Below are 18,062 nucleotides of genomic sequence, written 5' to 3' on the forward strand. Positions count from 1 at the left end.
CTTATGCCGGAAATGTTATAAGGCTTTTAAAAGAAGATTTTCATACGCAAGCTGATGACTGAAATCACGTACATTCCGTAGCGGCGCGATTTATCGCGCAAAACATTGCGCCGCTACAAAATACGATTGGGGTGAGATATTTAATCCTGATTAATCAACCGCATAATACGCGGATGCTCGCTGGCGGGCAGACGCTCAAAACCCGGCAGCAAATCGGCGGCCGCGCTGGCTAACGCCTCAACCAGCGCCTGCGCGGCAGCTGAAATCTGTCTTCCCTGCGGCGTGATCACGCCAAAGTAGTAGGGAATATCCTCCTCAATTGGACGAATCGCCACACCGGCCAGCGGCATGCCCCAACCGGTGACCGGTTCGAGAATCGCCACGCCCAGCCCGGCGCGCACGCAGCCAAGAATATTGGCGGAGGAGTTGGTTTCGATGGTTTCGTGCAGCGGCGTTTTGACCATTTTCAGCGCCTTTTCGTAGCGCCCGCGCAACCGCTGCGGGCTCCACGGTGCAATCAAACGGCGTCCCGCCAGGCTGCTTAACGACAGCTGAGATTGCGCCGCCAGCTCGTCATGCTCTGGCAGCGCCACCACGCATTGCGACTGGCCAATCCAGTGCAGCTCCACCGCGTGATGCTCCAGCGGCAAACTGCATAAACCGAGATCGGCTTCGGCAGTGATCACCGCATGCGCCGTCTGCACGGCGGATTCGCTGATGATCTGCACTTTATTCTGCAGGTTCAGCGCGGCCAGCGCCTGCGGCAGCAAACCCGCCGCCAGTGCCGGCGTGGCGGCGATGCTCAGCGGACGATGCTGCTGATGGGCGATCTCCTGCGCGCGCAGGCGAATCTGCTGCAGTGAGAGCAGCGCTTTCTGCACGTATTGATGCAGCTGCAGCGCCTCTTCCGAAGGATGAATGCGCGGCCCGTTGCGGATAAACAACGGATAACCCAGCGATTGTTCCAGCTCCTGAATCAAACGCGACACCGCCGGCTGCGAGCGATTGAGCGCCTTCGCCGCCGCCGTGACGCTACCGGCAGAGATCACCGCCGAAAAGGCTTCCAGCTGCCGCAAATCCAGGTCGTTTAAAATGGTCATCGCGCAATTTTTCCCTAACTCATTGATCGTTCCCGACATTGGCGCGGGAAAGTTTTCATCATAGAGAGAGTGGTGGGAATTAGCCACAGGGTGGAAAGTGCGCATTGCCCCTCACCCTGGCCCTCTGCCGCAGGCGGGAGAGGGAATTGTTAGACTCCGCAGCGGCCAGTTTCCTCTCACTCTGGGAGAGGGAATTGTTAGACTCCGCAGCGGCCAGTTCCCTCTCCCTCTGGGAGAGGGTTAGGGTGAGGGAAATCACAACTTATCCGTCAGCTCACGCTGATGCTCATGCAACAGGCGCAGCATCTCGCGCAGAAACCGATCTTCGTTGCCCTTCTGCCAGGCAATGCTCAATGGCAATCCTTTAATCTGCTCCGGCAGATCCAGCGCAATATAGCTAACGCTGTCGCTGTTCATGGTGCGATACGAGGCGGGCACCACCGCCAATCCCAGCCCCGCAGCAACCAGGCTCAGGATGGTTTGCTTCTCTTCAGCAAACTGCGCGATGTGCGGCGTGAATCCCGCCAGTTTAAACAAGCTCATGGTGAGATCGTGACTGTGCGGGCGTGTGCGCCGGTCTGGAATGATCATCGCTTCGTGTTGAAAATCAGCCACCGCCACCCGTTCACGATCCGCCAGCACATGCTGAATCGGCACCGCCAGCACGCAGCTTTCGCGCGTGATAAAGCGCACCGCTAATGACGCATCAATACTTTGCGGCTCGCGAATAAAAATCATATCCAGCCAACCCGACTTTAATTTCGGAATTAAATTAATGGTTTTGTCTTCAATAATATGAATATCGCTGTGCGGATGCAGCGGAACAAATAAATTAAGTAACGCCGGAACTAATCCACGCGCGGCACTATCAATCGCGCCAATACGTAATGTGCGGCGTTCATCTTTTAATCCCACTTTAAAACGTTTCGCCAGCGCATCAAATTGATCGATTAATTTGCTGGCGTCGTCAAAAAAGAGCGCGCCTTCGGCAGTTAATGAAACATTACGCGTCGATCGATTTAACAGACGCACGCCGAGGTCCTCTTCCAGTAAACGAATGAAGCGAGAAAGTGACGCAGGCATCATTTCCATCTTTTGTGCGGCACGACCAAAATGCAGTTCTTTACCGACCGCAACAAAGCAACGCAATTGATTTATATCCACATTCCCCTCACCCGTTGATTATGCAAATAGTTTATATAATCCACATCTGATGATAAGCCAAAGTAAAACTGCATACTGAACTCGATTACAAAAAATAACACCACCCTACACAATCTGGAGCACTTTAATATGAACTCTCACCTCGAAAAAAGGGTGATGCGTAAAGTGACGTTACGCATTGTGCCCTTCATCATGCTGCTCTACTTCATCGCTTTTCTCGATCGCGTCAATATTGGTTTTGCTGCATTAACTATGAATCAGGATTTAGGTTTCTCGCCCACGGTATTTGGCTTTGGCGCTGGAATCTTTTTCCTCGGTTATTTTCTATTTGAAGTACCGTCGAATTTAATTCTGCATAAAGTCGGCGCCCGCATCTGGATTGCGCGCGTCATGATCACATGGGGATTGGTGTCCGGCTGCATGGCATTTGTGCAGGGCACCACCAGCTTCTACCTGCTGCGCTTTCTGCTTGGCGTGGCAGAAGCCGGTTTCTTCCCCGGCATCATCCTCTATCTCAGCTACTGGTTCCCGGCGGCGAAACGAGCGCAGGTCACCGCCATCTTTATGGCTGCGGCCCCACTTTCCACTGCGTTAGGTTCGCCCATTTCCGCCGCATTACTGGAGATGCATGGCCTGCTTGGCTACGCCGGTTGGCAATGGATGTTTGTGCTGGAAGCAATACCGGCACTGATATTCGGCATCGTGGTGCTGTTTTACCTCACCGATCGCCCGGCGAAAGCCAAGTGGCTCACCGATGAAGAACGGGCGTGGCTGGAAAAGACCATGCAGGCCGAAGAACAGGCGCGCGCGGCCAATCAAAGCCACAGCAGCGCCTGGCGCGGACTGGCCGATAAGCGTGTGTTAGCGCTGGCGCTGGTCTATTTCGGCACATCCGCAGGCTTGTACACGTTGGGCATTTGGTCACCGCAAATCATCCGCAGCTTCGGCGCGTCCTCAATAGAAATTGGTTTCCTCAACGCCTTCCCGGCGGTACTGGGCGTGATCGGCATGATTCTGTGGGCGCGCCATTCGGACCGCACCAAAGAGCGCAGCTGGCATGTTATCGGTGCCTGTTTGCTGGCGGCTGCCGGACTGATTTATGCCGGGAACGTCAGCACGCTGTTTACGGTGATTATCGCCCTGACGCTGGTCACCGTCGGCATCAGCGCCTCCAAACCGCCGCTGTGGAGCATGCCGACGCTGTTCCTGAGCGGTCCCGCGGCGGCCGCGGGCATCGCCACCATCAACTCTATCGGCAACCTTGGCGGTTTTGTCGGCCCGATGATGATTGGCGTGATCCGTCAGCAAACGGGCAGCTATACGTGGGGACTCTATTTTGTTGCCGGGCTGCTGGTGCTATCGGCGATTGTAGTTCTGATTCTCTCTGCCCGCGGCAAAACACCGCATCCCGCAGAGCTTGCTCATCCTCATACACATTGACCTAACTGGAGAAACATCATGCGTAACTACTCAATTGCCGCGATTCCTGCGGATGGTATTGGCCCGGAAGTGATCTCTGCTGGCGTAGCCGTGCTGCACGCGTTGACGCGTCACGATCCGCAGCTGACGTTTACGGTGCAAACCTTTGACTGGGGCTCGGATTACTACAAGCAACACGGCGTAATGATGCCGGAAGATGGCCTGCAAACGCTGAAGACGTTTGATGCGATTTACTTTGGTGCGGTCGGCGCGCCCGACGTGCCGGATCACATCACGCTGTGGGGTTTGCGTTTGCCAATTTGTCAGGGCTTTGACCAGTACGCCAACGTGCGTCCGACCAAAATTCTGCCGGGCGTCACCTCGCCGCTGCGCAATCGCGGCCCCGGCGATCTCGACTGGGTGATTGTGCGGGAAAACTCAGAAGGCGAATATTCCGGTAATGGTGGGCGCGCGCATCGTGGTTTGCCGGAAGAAGTCGGCACCGAAGTGGCGATCTTCACCCGCGTTGGCGTGACGCGCATTATGCGTTATGCCTTCAAACTGGCGCAGTCACGCCCACGCAAGCTGCTGACGGTGGTGACCAAATCCAACGCCCAGCGTCACGGCATGGTGATGTGGGATGAGATTGCCGCTGAAGTGGCGCAGGAGTTCCCGGATGTGCAGTGGGATAAGATGCTTGTGGATGCGATGACGCATCGCATGACGCTGCATCCGCAGAGCCTCGATACCATTGTCGCCACCAATCTGCACGCCGATATTCTGTCGGATCTGGCCGGCGCGCTGGCGGGCAGTTTAGGCGTGGCGCCCACCGCCAATATCGATCCTGAACGTCGCTTCCCGTCGATGTTCGAACCGATTCACGGCTCGGCGTTTGATATCACCGGCAAAGGCATCGCCAACCCGATCGCCACTTTCTGGACGGCGGTGCAGATGCTGGAGCATCTCGGCGAGCGGGATGCTGCGGCGCTGATTATGCAAGGTATTGAATATGTCTGTGCTCAGGGCATTTTGACACCGGATGTTGGCGGCACAGCGAATACGGCAGAGGTGACGAAAGCGGTGATAGCGTTTATTGAGGCAAAAGCTACTGTGGCAGAAGCCATCTGATTTTATCCAGTGCGCATCCTGTCATCGCACATTGCTTAGCGGCGCGATTTATCGCGCAATGAATTGCGCCGCTACGACTCATGCATTCTGTGATTTTGATTTGCACCTGCTGCGCTTTTCATTAAAAGTCTTTGCATCCTTCTGTTTTCGCAGGACCTCGCATGATCGACTCAGGCAGAGAAGCCAGACCGAATTCCCATCGCACCCTGCTGTTAGCGTTGTTGGTTGCCGTGACCTTCTTTATGGAAAACCTCGATGCCACGGTGATTACCACCGCGATTCCGCAGATGGCGCGCGACTTCGCTTCCAGCCCGGTGGCGCTGAACATTGGCGTCAGCGCCTATTTATTGGCGGTGGCAGTATTTATTCCGATGAGCGGCTGGCTGGCAGAGCGCTTTGGCGCGCGTACGGTGTTTGCCAGCGCCATCCTGATTTTCACCCTCGCGTCGATTCTGTGTGGATTGAGCGACACGCTCGCGATGTTCACGCTGAGTCGCATTCTGCAAGGCATTGGCGGCGCGATGATGGTGCCGGTCGGTCGCATGGTAGTGCTGCGCGTCACGGAGAAAAAGGACATGGTGAAAACCATCGCCTTTATTACCTGGCCGGGTTTGATTGCGCCGGTGCTCGGCCCGCCGCTGGGCGGTTTGATTGTCACCTACGGGCATTGGCCGTGGATTTTCTGGCTCAATATTCCGCTCGGCATCCTCGCCATTATCGCCACCGCTTATCTGGTGCCGCAGTTTAAAAGCGAACAGCGGCGGCCGTTTGATGTGCGCGGCTTTGTGCTTACCGCCACCGCCTGCACCTCATTAATTATCGCGCTGGAAGCGCTCGGGCAGATGCATCTCAGTTTTGGCATACCGTTGCTGCTGCTGGGCATGCTGTGCAGCTGGCTGGCGTATCGTCACAGCTTCCGCCATGCGCAGCCGCTGCTGCCGTTTAGCGCGATGAAAATTGCCACCTTCCGCAATGCGGTGATTGGCGGCTCGTTGTTCCGCGCCTCAATCAACGCGGTGCCCTATTTGCTGCCGTTGCTGTTTCAGCTTGGCTTTGGCTGGAGCGCGGCGCAGGCCGGTGCGATGGTGCTGTGGGTATTTGCCGGAAACCTGGCGATGAAGCCAGCGACAACCTGGTTAATGAAGCGCTGGGGCTTTCGTCGCGTGCTGATGTTCAATGGCATGATCAGCCTTGCGGCGATGCTCGGCTGCTTGCTGCTCAATCCGTCGCTGGGCTACTTCGCGATTGCCGCGATTCTGTTTGTTGGCGGGCTGTCGCGCTCGCTGCAGTTCAGCTGTTACAACAGCTTGGGCTTCGCCGATGTGCCGCAAAACAAGATGAGCGATGCCTCGGTGGTGTTCAGCATCTTCTTCCAGTTCAGCATGAGCGCGGGTATTGCGCTGGCGGCGCTGTTCCTGCGCGCATCCATGCTGTGGCAGGAGCATAGCGAAATTGCGCAAAGCGATGTTCATATCGCCTTCGCCGGTGTGGCGCTGTTGGTGCTGCTGTCGCTATTTGATGTAATGCGACTGGAGAAAAACGCCGGTGCGCAGGTGCTGGTAAAATAATCCCAACGCACTATTTATGGTTAAAAAGCAGAAATAGTGCGCTTCGCTTAAAATAATCCCTTTTTTATTAGCATTTATATTTATAAAACCCCTTTTAAGATTATGGCTAATGATCTGGTCGCCACTCTTTCTCTAAGAAAAAAATAAAAGCATCAGGAATTTTAATTCATTTCATCACGTTGGAAGAGAAAAAAATTATAAGCGCAGCGGTCAATTATTTTCTCTCACCCATTAATCGCGAAGCTTTAATTATCTTTTTTGCCAAATCAAATTATTTTAAGTATGTAAAATAACTTAACGATTTCAATCCTATTAGGATAATTCCTAATTGCAACTGGTTGTACGTTTGGCTTTTAGAGCTAACCTTAAGTAGCAAATGAAATATGCGTTATCCCCTTTATCTGAGGTATTCATTATGACAGCACCACGTGGCGGTTCTGGCAATTTTGCCATGGACCCGGAAAGAGCCCGCGAAGCGGGTAAAAAAGGCGGCCAATTAAGCGGCGGCAATTTTCGTAATAATCCAGAGCGTGCGATTGAAGCGGGACGAAAAGGCGGTAAAAAAAGCCGTCGAGTCGTCGATAAATCTCCCGCATAACGTTATTGCGGCTGGCCGGTAATTCGGCAACAGCCGCAATCTCCTTTTATTTATTTGGCAGGAAAATATTATGAGCCACAACAGCGAAGAGCACTTTCTCGATTGGGTAAAAGATGCCCATGCCATGGAAAAACAGGCTGAAAGCATGCTGGAAAAAATGGCCTCGCGCCTTGAACACTATCCCGACCTTAAACTGCGTATCGAGCAGCATATTGTTGAGACCCGTGAACATCAGACGCTGGTGCAGAGCGTGATCGATCGCTACTCCACTTCTCAATCGGTATTGAAAGACCTCGCCGGCAAAATCTCCGCTTTCGGTCAGTCGATTGGCGGCGTGATGGTGGAAGATGAAGTGGTGAAAGGCGCGATCAGCGGCCACGTGTTTGAGCACCTTGAGATTGCCAGCTACACCTCACTGATTGCGGCGGCGCAGCATCTCAACGATCACGAAAGTGCCGATATCTTCTCGCGCATCCGCGAGCAGGAAATCGCCATGGCCGACTGGACCTTGACGCATTTGCCGGACGTGACCGAACAGTATTTGATTCGCTCCGCTACGCCAGGCGTGGAAGCTAAGAAGTAGCTCCGGCACGATTCTTCCATTTTTCGCAACAATGACTTCGCTAACCCGGCTATTCTGCCGCTAAATTGTCTGTGCGAACCTTATGGCAAGGCTCGGGATTATCCCGAGCAACACCTAAGGAACCGCAACATGAAACTCTATCACTTCCCGCTTTCTGGTCATGCTCACCGCGCACGTCTGTTCCTGTCGCTGCTGGATTTACCGCATGAAGTCATCGATGTTGATCTCAAATCTGGCGAAAACAAAACGCCGGAATTCCTCGCCATGAATCCGTTTGGTCAGGTGCCGGTGCTGGAAGATAACGGCGTGTTTATTGCCGATTCCAATGCCATTCTGGTCTATCTGGCGAAGAAAAGCGGTCGCAGCGAATGGCTGCCGGAAGATGCGCTGGGCGCGGCGGCGGTACAGCGCTGGCTCACCGTGGCAGCCGGTGATATCGCCTTTGGTCCGGCTGCGGCGCGTTTGATTACCGTATTTGGCCGCCCGTTCAATCCAGAAGAGGTGATTGCCCGCGCGCATCTGGTGCTGTCACGCATTGAGCAGCATCTTGAAGGCCGTGAATGGCTGGTTGGCGATCGCCCGACTATCGCCGACGTCGCGCAGTACAGCTATATCGTGGGTGCGCCAGAAGGCAATGTCGATCTCTCCGGCTATCCGGCGGTGAACGCGCTGTTGCGTCGCATCGAAGCGCTGCCGGGCTTTGTGCCCTTCCCTCAAACTGCAGCTGGCCTGCGCAGCATCGCCTGAGTCCACCATCATGAGCAAGAAACGGCCGGTTTGGCATCAGGGTGAAATTGCACTTCAGCAACAGGCGGGCGTGGCGGAACGCATGGCGGACGTTGGCCAGCGCGTGATCCGCGATCACATGCCCGATCAACACCGCGACTTCTACACGCAGCTGCCGTTTATTGTGGCGGGCAGCGTGGATGCGCACGGCGATGCGTGGGCCACGCTGCTGGAAGGCCAACCCGGTTTTATCTTCTCGCCGAATGCCACCACGCTGGATATCGAAGCGCGTCCGCATCAAGGCGATCCCGCGGCGGCGGGCATGCAGGATGGCGCGCCGATTGGGCTGCTCGGCATCGAACTGCACACGCGGCGACGTAACCGCATGAACGGCGTGCTGCAGGCGATTGGCGCTGGTTTTCGCGTGCAAGTGGAACAGAGTTTTGGCAACTGCCCGCGCTATATCCAGCTGCGTGACTTTCACTTTGCGCACCATCCCGCCGAACCTTATCGCGGTGAGGTGGAAACCCTGAGCGCGCTGGATGATGCCGCGCGCGCCAGCATCGGCGCGGCGGATACCTTCTACGTCGCCACCTATGCCGAACGCCAGGTTGATGCCTCGCATCGCGGCGGCAAACCGGGTTTCGTGCGCGTGAGCGAAAGTGGTCTGCTGACCATTCCCGACTTCAACGGCAATCTGTTTTTCTCCACGCTGGGCAACATTCACCATAATGGCAAAGCGGGATTGCTGTTTGTTGATTACGCCAGCGGCGACACGCTGCAACTGAGCGGCGATGCCGAAGTGATTCTCGACTCGCCCGAGATCGCCGCTTTTCAGGGTGCCGAGCGGCTGTGGACGTTTCGCCCGCGCCGTATCGTGCGTCGTCGTGCCGCCCTCGCCTTACGCTGGTTAACGCCGCCGGATGGCGTCGCACCCAGTTCGCTGATGACCGGCGACTGGCAAGCCGCCGCCGAACGCCTGCGTGCAGCAGATCTGGCTTCGTGCTGGCGTCCGTTCAAGGTGATTAAGGTGGTGGATGAGAGCGCCACGATCCGCTCGTTTCATTTAGTGCCGGATGATGGCGCGGGTCTGTTGCCGCATCTGGCCGGTCAACATCTGCCGATTCGCCTGCAGTTGCCCGGTACGGATAAGCCGCTGATGCGCGCCTACACGCTTTCGGTCGCGCCATCGGATGGGTTTTACCGCATCAGCGTCAAGCGCGATGGCGTGGTTTCGTGCTACCTGCACGATCATCTCCACACCGGAGATACGCTGGAAGCGCGTGCGCCGGCGGGTGATTTTACTCTCGACGCCAGCGAACCGCGTCCGGCGGTGCTGCTTGCCGCTGGCGTGGGCATCACGCCGATGCTGGCGATGCTGCGACATCTGATATACGAAGGAGAGCGCAAACAGCGCCTGCGCCCCACGTTTCTGTTCCAGTCGGCGCGCAGCAAAGCCGAGCGCCCTTTTGTGCGAGAAATCGACCAGTTGCTGGCGGCGGCGCACGGCGCGGTGAAACTGGTGCGCGTGCTGAGCCAGACGGCGGATGCAGAACCGGATGTTGATTACGATTTTGCCGGCCGCATCGATATGGCGCTGCTCTCGCGGGTGCTGCCGTTTAACGATTACGACTTCTATCTATGCGGTCCACCGCAATTTACCCAGGCGCTGTACGACGGGCTGCGCGCCTTGAATATCGCCGACGATCGCATTCACGCCGAAGCCTTTGGGCCGTCGTCGCTGCAGCGCACCAACGATATTGTTAAAGAAGCAAAACCGCTGTTGCCGATAGCAACCCAATCGGTGCCGGTGAAGTTCACGGATTCACTGAAAGAGGCGCGTTGGACGCCGGATACCGGTTCGCTGCTTGAGCTGGCTGAAGCGCGTGGCCTGAGCCCAGCGTACAGCTGTCGCGCCGGACATTGCGGCAGCTGTAAAACCAAACTGCTGCAAGGCGCGGTGACTTACCCAACGCCACCGAGCGCGCAAGTGGCGGATGATGAAGTGCTGATCTGCTGCGCGCGGCCGGCGCAGCAGGAGGATGAGGTGCAGGCGATTCAGCTGGCGCTGTGAGATTTATCACGCTTTATTTTTGTAGATATCAGGCCGGGTAATCGTCCACGCGTAATTCGGCTGGTTAACCGGTTGATAGCCAAACTTTTCATACAGCCACGGCGCCGTGCTGGTGAACAGCGTAATTCTGCGCAGCCGCGCAAAAACCGGATGCGCATGAATACACGCCATCAACCAGCGTGCCAGGCCGTTTCCCTGATACGCGTCGAGCACGTAAACATCGCACAGATAAGCGAAGGTGGCGTAATCCGTGATGAGCCGCGCAAAACCAATTTGTTCGCCCTGATGGTAAAGACCAAAGTTAAGGCTGTTTTGTACCGAAGCATAAACCGTCTCTTCATCAATGCCTGCTGCCCATGTCGAAGTGGTGAGATAACGGTGTATGGCGGCGAGGTCCAGTTTATTTTCATCCGTGCTGATGAGATAACCCTCTTTGTTCCACTCTTCTATGACGAACTCACTCATCTCTGCGACCTACGATAATTGGGTTGGGGTGTAAGAGAATTTATGAAGGATGGTTGTGGGCGACAAGCGATTCTTTATTTGGACATAGCTGCTGTGGTTAGGCTGATTTCTGGAGTTAACCTTTGGTCGATCCGCTCAACCTCTTAATGCGGATATCACCTTTGTGTTGAGGTTCTTTGTACTAACCAGCTAGCGCGGCATAGCTATCCGCGCTTCATGACGGAAGCATTTATCCTTCAGGGATGAATGCGCTGAGGGGCCCCACTGACAGCCCAACCTATGTGCGCTTTGTTGCCACTGTCGTTGGTAAGGAACAACGGATCTTATAAGCCGCTGCCAGAAAGCCGTAGATGAGGATCAAAAGTGCTGCTTGGACTTACTTTCAGCAACCTGACGTCTGACATTTTCACCCTTAATAAAGGTGATCATGCAGGCGAACAGCGGGTTAGCCTTAAAGACAGACTGATTAAGGTCGATTGATTCAAGATTGGTCAGGCGATGGTTTATAGGTCAGAAAGGAGTGATTCAACACCTCCTCGTGAAGAAAAAAATAGCGACTATGCAGGTAATTCTTTCTAATCAAAGCCCCTGACGGGGCTTTTTAGGATAAAACAAAATCTTTCTTAACATTTAAAAATGTCATAAATTGAAGTGTTTGATATCTCATTATCAGTATACAATATCACTTGAAGGTTTTTTATCGCTCTTGAGCATGAAACATAAAACAGTCTCCTTGCTGCCTCAATATCATCATTGGAAATAACATCAAGGTCCGAATTGAATAAGTTTGAAATATAGCCGCGCTTCCTATTGAATGTATCATCCAGGAAAACAATTACGTTATCAAACTCCAATCCTTTTGATGCATGGCATGTCATAAATTGAACATCTTGATTTACCGAGTCCTGTAAAACATATGAAATCCAAGCATAAACTTGTTTTATGTCAACCATGAAAATATTGGATAGTATTTTTTTGGCCTCATCTCCTTTCCGTAGCTTAACTTTCTGATATATACAATCAATTAATTCATTCAAGTCTTGGGTTTTATAACCCACTACAAACTCAATTACACTCACTAAATTATTGCTAGGAGATAACAACCCATTCTTTTTGGATAAAGCATTGTGAATGTATTCATATAAATTATTAAATTCTAATTCATTAAAAAATCGAACGCTATCTATTAATTCATTTAGGCTGATGGTATTAGTCAGATTTGTTTCAAAAACCTCTTCAAGGGATGCGCTCTCGTCATGCTTAATAATATAAACTGGAAGAAGCATTTCGAATATCAATAGAGGAAGATTTCCAGCATTTTTTTTGTTATTGAACAAAAACTCAGAACTGACTTTTTCAAAGCCCTTAGGTGACTCCAAGCAGTAGAGTTCATACATTAAGTTGAAAATATCCTTAAAGCCGCATAACTCGGCCAACATACTATTTTTAAGCACTAAGCAAGTCAGTTTATTATTTTTATTTATATTCCATTTCTCTATGCCACTTTTAATCTCATTTAGGACAAAATCATATTGATAATTTACTTCACTTTCAATTCTCAATGAAAGATCACAAGTGTTGTTATGTATTTTTATAGGTTCCTGACGAATTAAATGACTTTGACCTCTTATCTTATTCATACAAGACACAATATTTTGATGAGATCTTCGATTGATATTTTTATCTACTAAGAACATATCAGGATTTAAAATGTGCTTTCCATTATTATAGATAGCTTGAAGTGGATCACCAAAGAAGCCAAGGCAGAATTTTTTATTATTTTTTTTGGCATATTTATTTAAATCGATGAATATATCTAATATTTCACATTTTGAATCTTGAAATTCATCTATAAACACAAACGGATGGGCGTCTATTATTTTTTCAGACAGCAACTCATATTTTTTGAAGATATCGCATGAATATTTAAGCAGGGTATCGTGACCAATTATGTTTTTGTGTAAAACCTCAAGATTTCTATTACTGAAATACTTTACCTCTTGATACTCTAAATCATTGCATTTGATTTTAGTAATACAACCTGTAAATTTTTTAACTTTTAACAGACTAGCTAAAGCACGACCTACTTCCCTGTAATCTTTTTTAATGCTTGATACTAAGTTCTCCCCGAAATTTTCAATCAAGTACCCCCAAAAAACACTAGCCTTAGAGTAATAACATTCATAAAAACGGCTTTCATCTAGGAGTAGGACTTCAATAATTTCGTCTAACTTATCGCGCCCCAAATCACGCAACTTTTGGACTGAAGGAGATGAGTCTTCATTTTGGAATATTTCAAATTCAATTCTATCGATTTCAAGCTGGATAGAATCCACATGAATTTCCAATAATTCCTGCATATGTACATTAATCGATTCCCAAAGGAATGAGTGAATTGTTGAAATGACCACATAATTGACGTCACCAATCCTACTTTTAATCTCATCCACAGCGTTATTAGTGTAAGTTATACATAGTAATTTCTGGCCCGTCACCCCATATTCATTATGTTTGGAAGTAATAATTTCATTGACACTATCGATCAATGCATGCGTCTTCCCAGAGCCAGCGCCAGCAATAAAATAAAATGACTCAAAGTCTCGGACGTGATTGAGAAGCTTACAGCTTACTGAATCTTCGATATCTTTTTGAGTCTTATCAATTTTATAGGACATCATCAACCTCCCTGCTCGCTAATGTATTGCTAAGCCACTTTAAGCCTTCGTTTATATATACAGGCAACACAGGTCTATTGATTTCTTTAGTAACCAACGAATATATCATTGAGTTTGAAAAGTCGCTTTTATTCGACGTGAGTAACTTTTGTATCTTACTAGAATTGTGTGCCAGCTTTATGTAATCTTTTGGCATGCCAACCATTTCACGTATAACTTTTTTAGAGATCCCCTCCAAAACATCATATAGCATTTCATTTTCAAAGTTTTCAAGTAATATAGCCTCTTCAAAACTCCTTGCGAAATAAGTAAATTCTTCACCCTTATCAGTGATAGTTACACCATCTTTCTGGTAAACAACCATCAATTTGTCTTTTGAATAAAACTCGTTAAACTCCTTAATTTTGTTGCTATTAAAAAAATGCTTTAGTGTTGCATTAGTTGTAATCCAATTATTATCAATATTGGTTATCTGACCTATTTCTTGACTAATTGTTTCATCACTTGATTCGTCACCAATTAAATCCTCGCCAGTATCATACTTATAATCAACATCAGTGATTATTAATGTTGGGATTTTTAACCTTGACAGCAATTTTTCATAAACCTTACCATGAGCACCATCTATTCTAAATACAGATATATGCATTCTGCTAAGTAATTTATCCGACTCAATATAATAATTTAAGACTCTCTCTTCAGTAATACCTTCAACTAAAACTATTGCATCTGAAAAAAATAATTCTGGAACTTGATGTTTAATGTGTTTTTTTATGAACTCGAAATGTTCTTTTTCTTCAACAGATTTACCATCACAAATGTCATTATCTTTAAGTATTAGATTTGCTGCATTGCCCTCTTTCAAATATATATAGTTGATTTCGTCGAAGGTATTGCTTCCATGAATAATGCTATTAAGTATATGAGATGAGTGAGTGGTGACTAGTAATTGTGTTTTTATTGAATTGATACTTTTTTGTGCCAGTTCAAAAATCGCCAATAATGCCTCTTGAATGTGCCTTACAAAATTTACTTGCATCTGTGGGTGCATAAACACTTCTGGTTCCTCAATGCACAACAGTCGAATCCTGCTTTGCTTATTTGATTTTAACCCTTGATTGGCGTAGTCAATAATCTCTCCAATAATACTAACTAAGCTAGCATATCCAAGACCAAATTGCCCCTCAGGCACCATATAGTCGCCATCTTTATGTTCATAGGTCACAAGATCAGTCATTAGCTTGTCAAAAGTCAGGTCTGAGCGTAGGTCAATACCAATTTTTTTATCAGATAGTATTTGCTCAAGAACGCTCTCAACTCCCGATTGATGCTTGAGTTTAATATCTCCTGTTAGGGCATCATTATTTTTTTCAACTAAATTTAGTATTGCATTATAATCTTCTTTATTATTCTCATACATAAATTTAATTATTTTATTGAAAGATCTCGTCAAAAGTTTTCTGTCGTGTATGTTCTTTGCAGAAGAAATAACTCTCAAGTCAATTATATTTTTTGGGGATACCTTATCAATAACTCTGCCAGCTGAATTCCTTACAATTTTTTTGAATTGAAGCGAAGAAATGATATCTATATACTTTCTAAAAAGAACAGCATGATTTACTTCTCCACTGCTAATGCCTTCAAATAATTGCTTTACCCTTTCATTATATGATGATATTTCCTTAACTTGATACTCTATAAGTACCCTTGCTACTTTTATACCATTTTCTTTCGCCGCCTTAGCATTTATAAATGCCCCTAAAGCACCAGTAAAATCATTTTCACTGTTGTCAAAGTTTATTACAATTTCAAATCTCATTTTAGGTGATACTGTGAAGTCTTGTGAAATGTGCTTATTTACGACTGCGTTAATGTAATTATAATTAAAATCATGACCTGTAATTCGATCAGAATCTGATATTATTAACTCAAGAGCCTTTGTGACGGTAGTTTTCCCAGAGTTATTTTTTCCGATAACTAGAGTTGTAGATGATGCTACGATGTTATCTTTAGCATTACTACTGTTAGAGTCGACAAGCCCTATAAGGTTATCAGAATCCCCAAACTTCCTATAATTCTCTATTTTTAAGCTACTTACATGCACTTTGATGTCCTCCAGCGAGTCTGTTTTTCAACCATAACTTAGGCAATCATGTATAAATACTAAAGATTTCAAAGACAATCAACAACACAATGACTGGTGGGTTTAGTGCAATACCTGCCCAGATTCTATTTATTTTTCGGCAATCACTTAATCCTTAACTGAATTTCTTTTTTAAATTAAAAATGAATCAAGTAAACAATATAAAAAATAAGGATATTCATGCGAGTATGAATAGCATACTTAGTCATATTAACTACAATCCACTCTGGTGTTATTCAAGCGAAAGAGAAAACAACTTATAAGGAACATGCATATTTAAATGAAACAAAAAAATATCTTTCGAAATGTTATGTGAAAAATGGGGATTATCAAATAGTGAGTATGATAGATATCTTTTTTTGAAGGAAAGTATCCGAAGAGTTCATTCCACTAATTTAGACCCTGTCACCACACTAGGTATTAAAGCCCGTAACGACGCCGAACGCCGTCGCTACGCCGAACTCTGGGTAAAACAAGAATACGAGCGCACCCAAAAAGAGCTCAAATTCCAGCGCGAAGTTGATGCTGCCTGGAAGCGCCTGATGCCCAACATTCTGCCGGTCAACAAGGGCAATGCCGCAGGTATCGCGCATGATTCAGGTGGTCGCTTAGCGCTGTTCGTGCGCGAAGCGGATTGCCAGCGCTGCGATGCCCAACAGTCCAATGTTCTCACTGATGAACTTCACGATGTTATCTAACTGGTAGAAATCAAAGCCTATGTTCAGCACCTGCAATTTACGGTCATGCATTGGATGAAAGTTTAAAACACCGGATGCCACGATTTGCATCCGCTCTTCAGGAATTTCTTTTAGCCAAAGTTGCTGTAGTTACAAAAGCTCCTGTTATCAATCTGGCGATATCACCACTGGCACTTGAAGTAGCAGTGCTAGTTTAAGTAACCCTCCCCTGGCATTAACTCAATTAAAATATTGATTTATAGGTCATATTAAACAACCCCAACCGCACCATTCAAAAAATCATTAGTTCAAAACGTTAGATCAACCCATAAGAATCCCTAACAATTTTTGGCACTATATTCCATTCATTGTTACTATCACCCAAAGTTATTACATGGATATTGAGGGAACGATGGCACTGAATGGAACACTTATTCTGAACGGCGCGGAATACGCACCATTAAACATCTATGGCGTCGGCGTTTTCATGGCATTTTCTGGTAATGGTGCTTATCGAAATCGAGGTAGATGCGGCGCAGTTTCGGGGGACGGCCCTTTGCCACCCGGGAAATACTGGGTTGTCGATCGCGGCGCGGGTGGTTTCTTTGGTAAGCGAAAGGCGGAATTACAGGACGCCTGGAACAAGTACACGAAAGGCGTGGCCTTTGGCCGAAGTGAATGGTTTGCACTCTATCGGGAGGATGCAGCCATTGACGACGAAACCTGGTATGAGGGCGTGCGCCGCGAACTGTTCCGGCTTCATCCGGGAACCGTGTCAGAAGGTTGCATCACCATCCCCCACAACTCCGATTATGCGCGTATCCGCCAGGCGTTTATGAACACATTAATGGTGCCCGTGCCAGGCAAGCCTTCGCTGATGGCCCGAGGATTAATTGAGGTTGTTGCCAATGGCTCAAACACTTGCCCGTAGGGCCGCAAAATGCGTTTTCTTCATACTAGTAACGCTGGCTGTGGGCAGATCGCTCGGTGGCGCTGAAACGTACATCTCACAGAATTTCGCCCGAAAGGTTGCCGTGTTAATAAGCGGCGAATCCAACATTGAAACTCTCTACGACGCCTATTTCTACATTGATGTTGTCATCGTGGTGTCCATCACCACGGCTGTTTACTTAATAACCATGAAGTTAATCAAAAAAATAAGGAGCAAGTAAAATACCAATCCCTCCGTATATGTGGCTTAAAGATGATGGTGGCGCAGATATTCGAGGATCTGTTGATGTTCATGATCGTGAAGGCAGCATTGAAATTATCGGCATGAGCCATGGCATTAACCTGCCAGTGGACGGATCTAACGTTTGGATCACCGGTACGCGCCAGCATTCATCAATGATGATTGAGAAAGAAGTGGATAGCTCCACGCCTTATCTGTACAAGGCAGCAGCCACCGGGCAGACGCTAAAAAGCGCTGAACTTCGCTTCTATAACATTAGCGATGCTGGCCAGGAGGTTTGCTATTACACAGTGCTGATGGAAAACGTGAAAGTCACCGGCGTTAACTGCGGCGTGGCAAATGTGAAGCTTGCAGGCAATGACAAACTAAACCATACGGAAAGCGTCAGTTTGCAGTATGAAAAAATCACGTGGCGAATTGTGGATGGCAACATCCAGTACACCGATGCTTGGAACGAGCGTCCAACCGCTTAGAACAAACTTTCCTGCTTTTGAGATACAGAGACTCAAGCACCGCATCGAGCCGTAATCGTCGCAAGGTTGTATGAAGA

The 18,062-nt window shown here is 48.6% G+C and carries 15 protein-coding genes and 2 pseudogenes; 12 read left to right on the forward strand and 5 right to left on the reverse strand.

The features are described 5' to 3' along the window. Positions 1 to 140: 140 nt before the first annotated feature. On the reverse strand, positions 141 to 1,100 hold the full coding sequence (locus K5Y33_RS18140; RefSeq protein WP_192236355.1) for a LysR family transcriptional regulator: 960 nt from the start codon (positions 1,098 to 1,100) through the stop codon (positions 141 to 143). A gap of 255 nt (positions 1,101 to 1,355) precedes the next feature. Then, positions 1,356 to 2,264, reverse strand: a complete 909-nt coding sequence (locus K5Y33_RS18145) for a LysR family transcriptional regulator (RefSeq protein WP_222234784.1) — start codon at positions 2,262 to 2,264, stop codon at positions 1,356 to 1,358. Positions 2,265 to 2,393: 129 nt separating this feature from the next. On the opposite strand from K5Y33_RS18145, the gene K5Y33_RS18150 reads away from it, so the two are divergent. From K5Y33_RS18150 to K5Y33_RS18180, 7 genes are all read left to right on the forward strand, one after another. Next, positions 2,394 to 3,704 carry an MFS transporter gene (locus tag K5Y33_RS18150; protein WP_101761864.1) on the forward strand — a complete coding sequence of 437 codons (1,311 nt, stop codon included), beginning with the start codon at positions 2,394 to 2,396 and terminating at the stop codon, positions 3,702 to 3,704. An 18-nt stretch (positions 3,705 to 3,722) separates the two neighbouring features. Then, on the forward strand, positions 3,723 to 4,811 hold the full coding sequence (locus K5Y33_RS18155) for a tartrate dehydrogenase (RefSeq protein WP_222234785.1): 1,089 nt from the start codon (positions 3,723 to 3,725) through the stop codon (positions 4,809 to 4,811). Positions 4,812 to 4,972: 161 nt separating this feature from the next. Further along, positions 4,973 to 6,379, forward strand: coding sequence for an MFS transporter (locus tag K5Y33_RS18160; protein WP_222234786.1), 1,407 nt, complete (start codon positions 4,973 to 4,975; stop codon positions 6,377 to 6,379). A gap of 415 nt (positions 6,380 to 6,794) precedes the next feature. Next, on the forward strand, positions 6,795 to 6,977 hold the full coding sequence (locus K5Y33_RS18165) for a general stress protein (protein ID WP_101761861.1): 183 nt from the start codon (positions 6,795 to 6,797) through the stop codon (positions 6,975 to 6,977). A 70-nt stretch (positions 6,978 to 7,047) separates the two neighbouring features. Then, positions 7,048 to 7,560: a ferritin-like domain-containing protein gene (locus K5Y33_RS18170; protein ID WP_137386456.1), complete on the forward strand. Its 513-nt coding sequence runs from the start codon at positions 7,048 to 7,050 to the stop codon at positions 7,558 to 7,560. 129 nt (positions 7,561 to 7,689) lie between these two features. Further along, positions 7,690 to 8,307 carry a glutathione S-transferase family protein gene (locus K5Y33_RS18175; protein WP_222234788.1) on the forward strand — a complete coding sequence of 206 codons (618 nt, stop codon included), beginning with the start codon at positions 7,690 to 7,692 and terminating at the stop codon, positions 8,305 to 8,307. A gap of 10 nt (positions 8,308 to 8,317) precedes the next feature. Continuing rightward, complete coding sequence (locus tag K5Y33_RS18180) at positions 8,318 to 10,360, forward strand: pyridoxamine 5'-phosphate oxidase family protein (protein WP_222234789.1); 2,043 nt, start codon at positions 8,318 to 8,320, stop codon at positions 10,358 to 10,360. A gap of 6 nt (positions 10,361 to 10,366) precedes the next feature. Here K5Y33_RS18180 and K5Y33_RS18185 read toward each other — a convergent pair whose 3' ends face one another. Further along, positions 10,367 to 10,825 carry a GNAT family N-acetyltransferase gene (locus K5Y33_RS18185; protein ID WP_222234791.1) on the reverse strand — a complete coding sequence of 153 codons (459 nt, stop codon included), beginning with the start codon at positions 10,823 to 10,825 and terminating at the stop codon, positions 10,367 to 10,369. A 227-nt stretch (positions 10,826 to 11,052) separates the two neighbouring features. On the opposite strand from K5Y33_RS18185, the pseudogene K5Y33_RS18190 reads away from it, so the two are divergent. Continuing rightward, a pseudogene (locus K5Y33_RS18190) lies at positions 11,053 to 11,404 on the forward strand (DUF3577 domain-containing protein). A gap of 44 nt (positions 11,405 to 11,448) precedes the next feature. Here the strand turns inward: K5Y33_RS18190 and K5Y33_RS18195 are convergent. Both K5Y33_RS18195 and K5Y33_RS18200 read right to left on the reverse strand, forming a co-directional pair. Then, the gene (locus K5Y33_RS18195) at positions 11,449 to 13,503 is read right to left on the reverse strand and encodes a UvrD-helicase domain-containing protein (protein ID WP_222234792.1); all 2,055 of its coding nucleotides are present in this window, start codon (positions 13,501 to 13,503) and stop codon (positions 11,449 to 11,451) included. Then, the gene (locus K5Y33_RS18200; RefSeq protein WP_222234794.1) at positions 13,490 to 15,604 is read right to left on the reverse strand and encodes an AAA family ATPase; all 2,115 of its coding nucleotides are present in this window, start codon (positions 15,602 to 15,604) and stop codon (positions 13,490 to 13,492) included. Before K5Y33_RS18200 ends, K5Y33_RS18195 begins: the two co-directional genes overlap by 14 nt. Before the next feature lie 344 nt (positions 15,605 to 15,948). Between K5Y33_RS18200 and K5Y33_RS18205 the strand changes: the two are divergent. From K5Y33_RS18205 to K5Y33_RS18220, 4 genes and pseudogenes are all read left to right on the forward strand, one after another. Then, positions 15,949 to 16,320 (forward strand): annotated as a pseudogene (locus tag K5Y33_RS18205) (TIGR03759 family integrating conjugative element protein); the annotation flags it as partial. 412 nt (positions 16,321 to 16,732) lie between these two features. Continuing rightward, the gene (locus K5Y33_RS18210; protein ID WP_222234939.1) at positions 16,733 to 17,251 is read left to right on the forward strand and encodes a DUF2778 domain-containing protein; all 519 of its coding nucleotides are present in this window, start codon (positions 16,733 to 16,735) and stop codon (positions 17,249 to 17,251) included. After that, positions 17,229 to 17,492, forward strand: coding sequence for a hypothetical protein (locus K5Y33_RS18215; RefSeq protein ID WP_222234798.1), 264 nt, complete (start codon positions 17,229 to 17,231; stop codon positions 17,490 to 17,492). Before K5Y33_RS18210 ends, K5Y33_RS18215 begins: the two co-directional genes overlap by 23 nt. A 1-nt stretch (position 17,493) precedes the next feature. Continuing rightward, positions 17,494 to 17,985 carry a type VI secretion system tube protein TssD gene (locus K5Y33_RS18220; RefSeq protein ID WP_222234940.1) on the forward strand — a complete coding sequence of 164 codons (492 nt, stop codon included), beginning with the start codon at positions 17,494 to 17,496 and terminating at the stop codon, positions 17,983 to 17,985. Positions 17,986 to 18,062 lie beyond the last annotated feature (77 nt).

The sequence above is a fragment of the Pantoea sp. DY-17 genome (genome assembly GCF_019795975.1).
Taxonomy (GTDB): Bacteria; Pseudomonadota; Gammaproteobacteria; order Enterobacterales; family Enterobacteriaceae; genus Pantoea; species Pantoea leporis.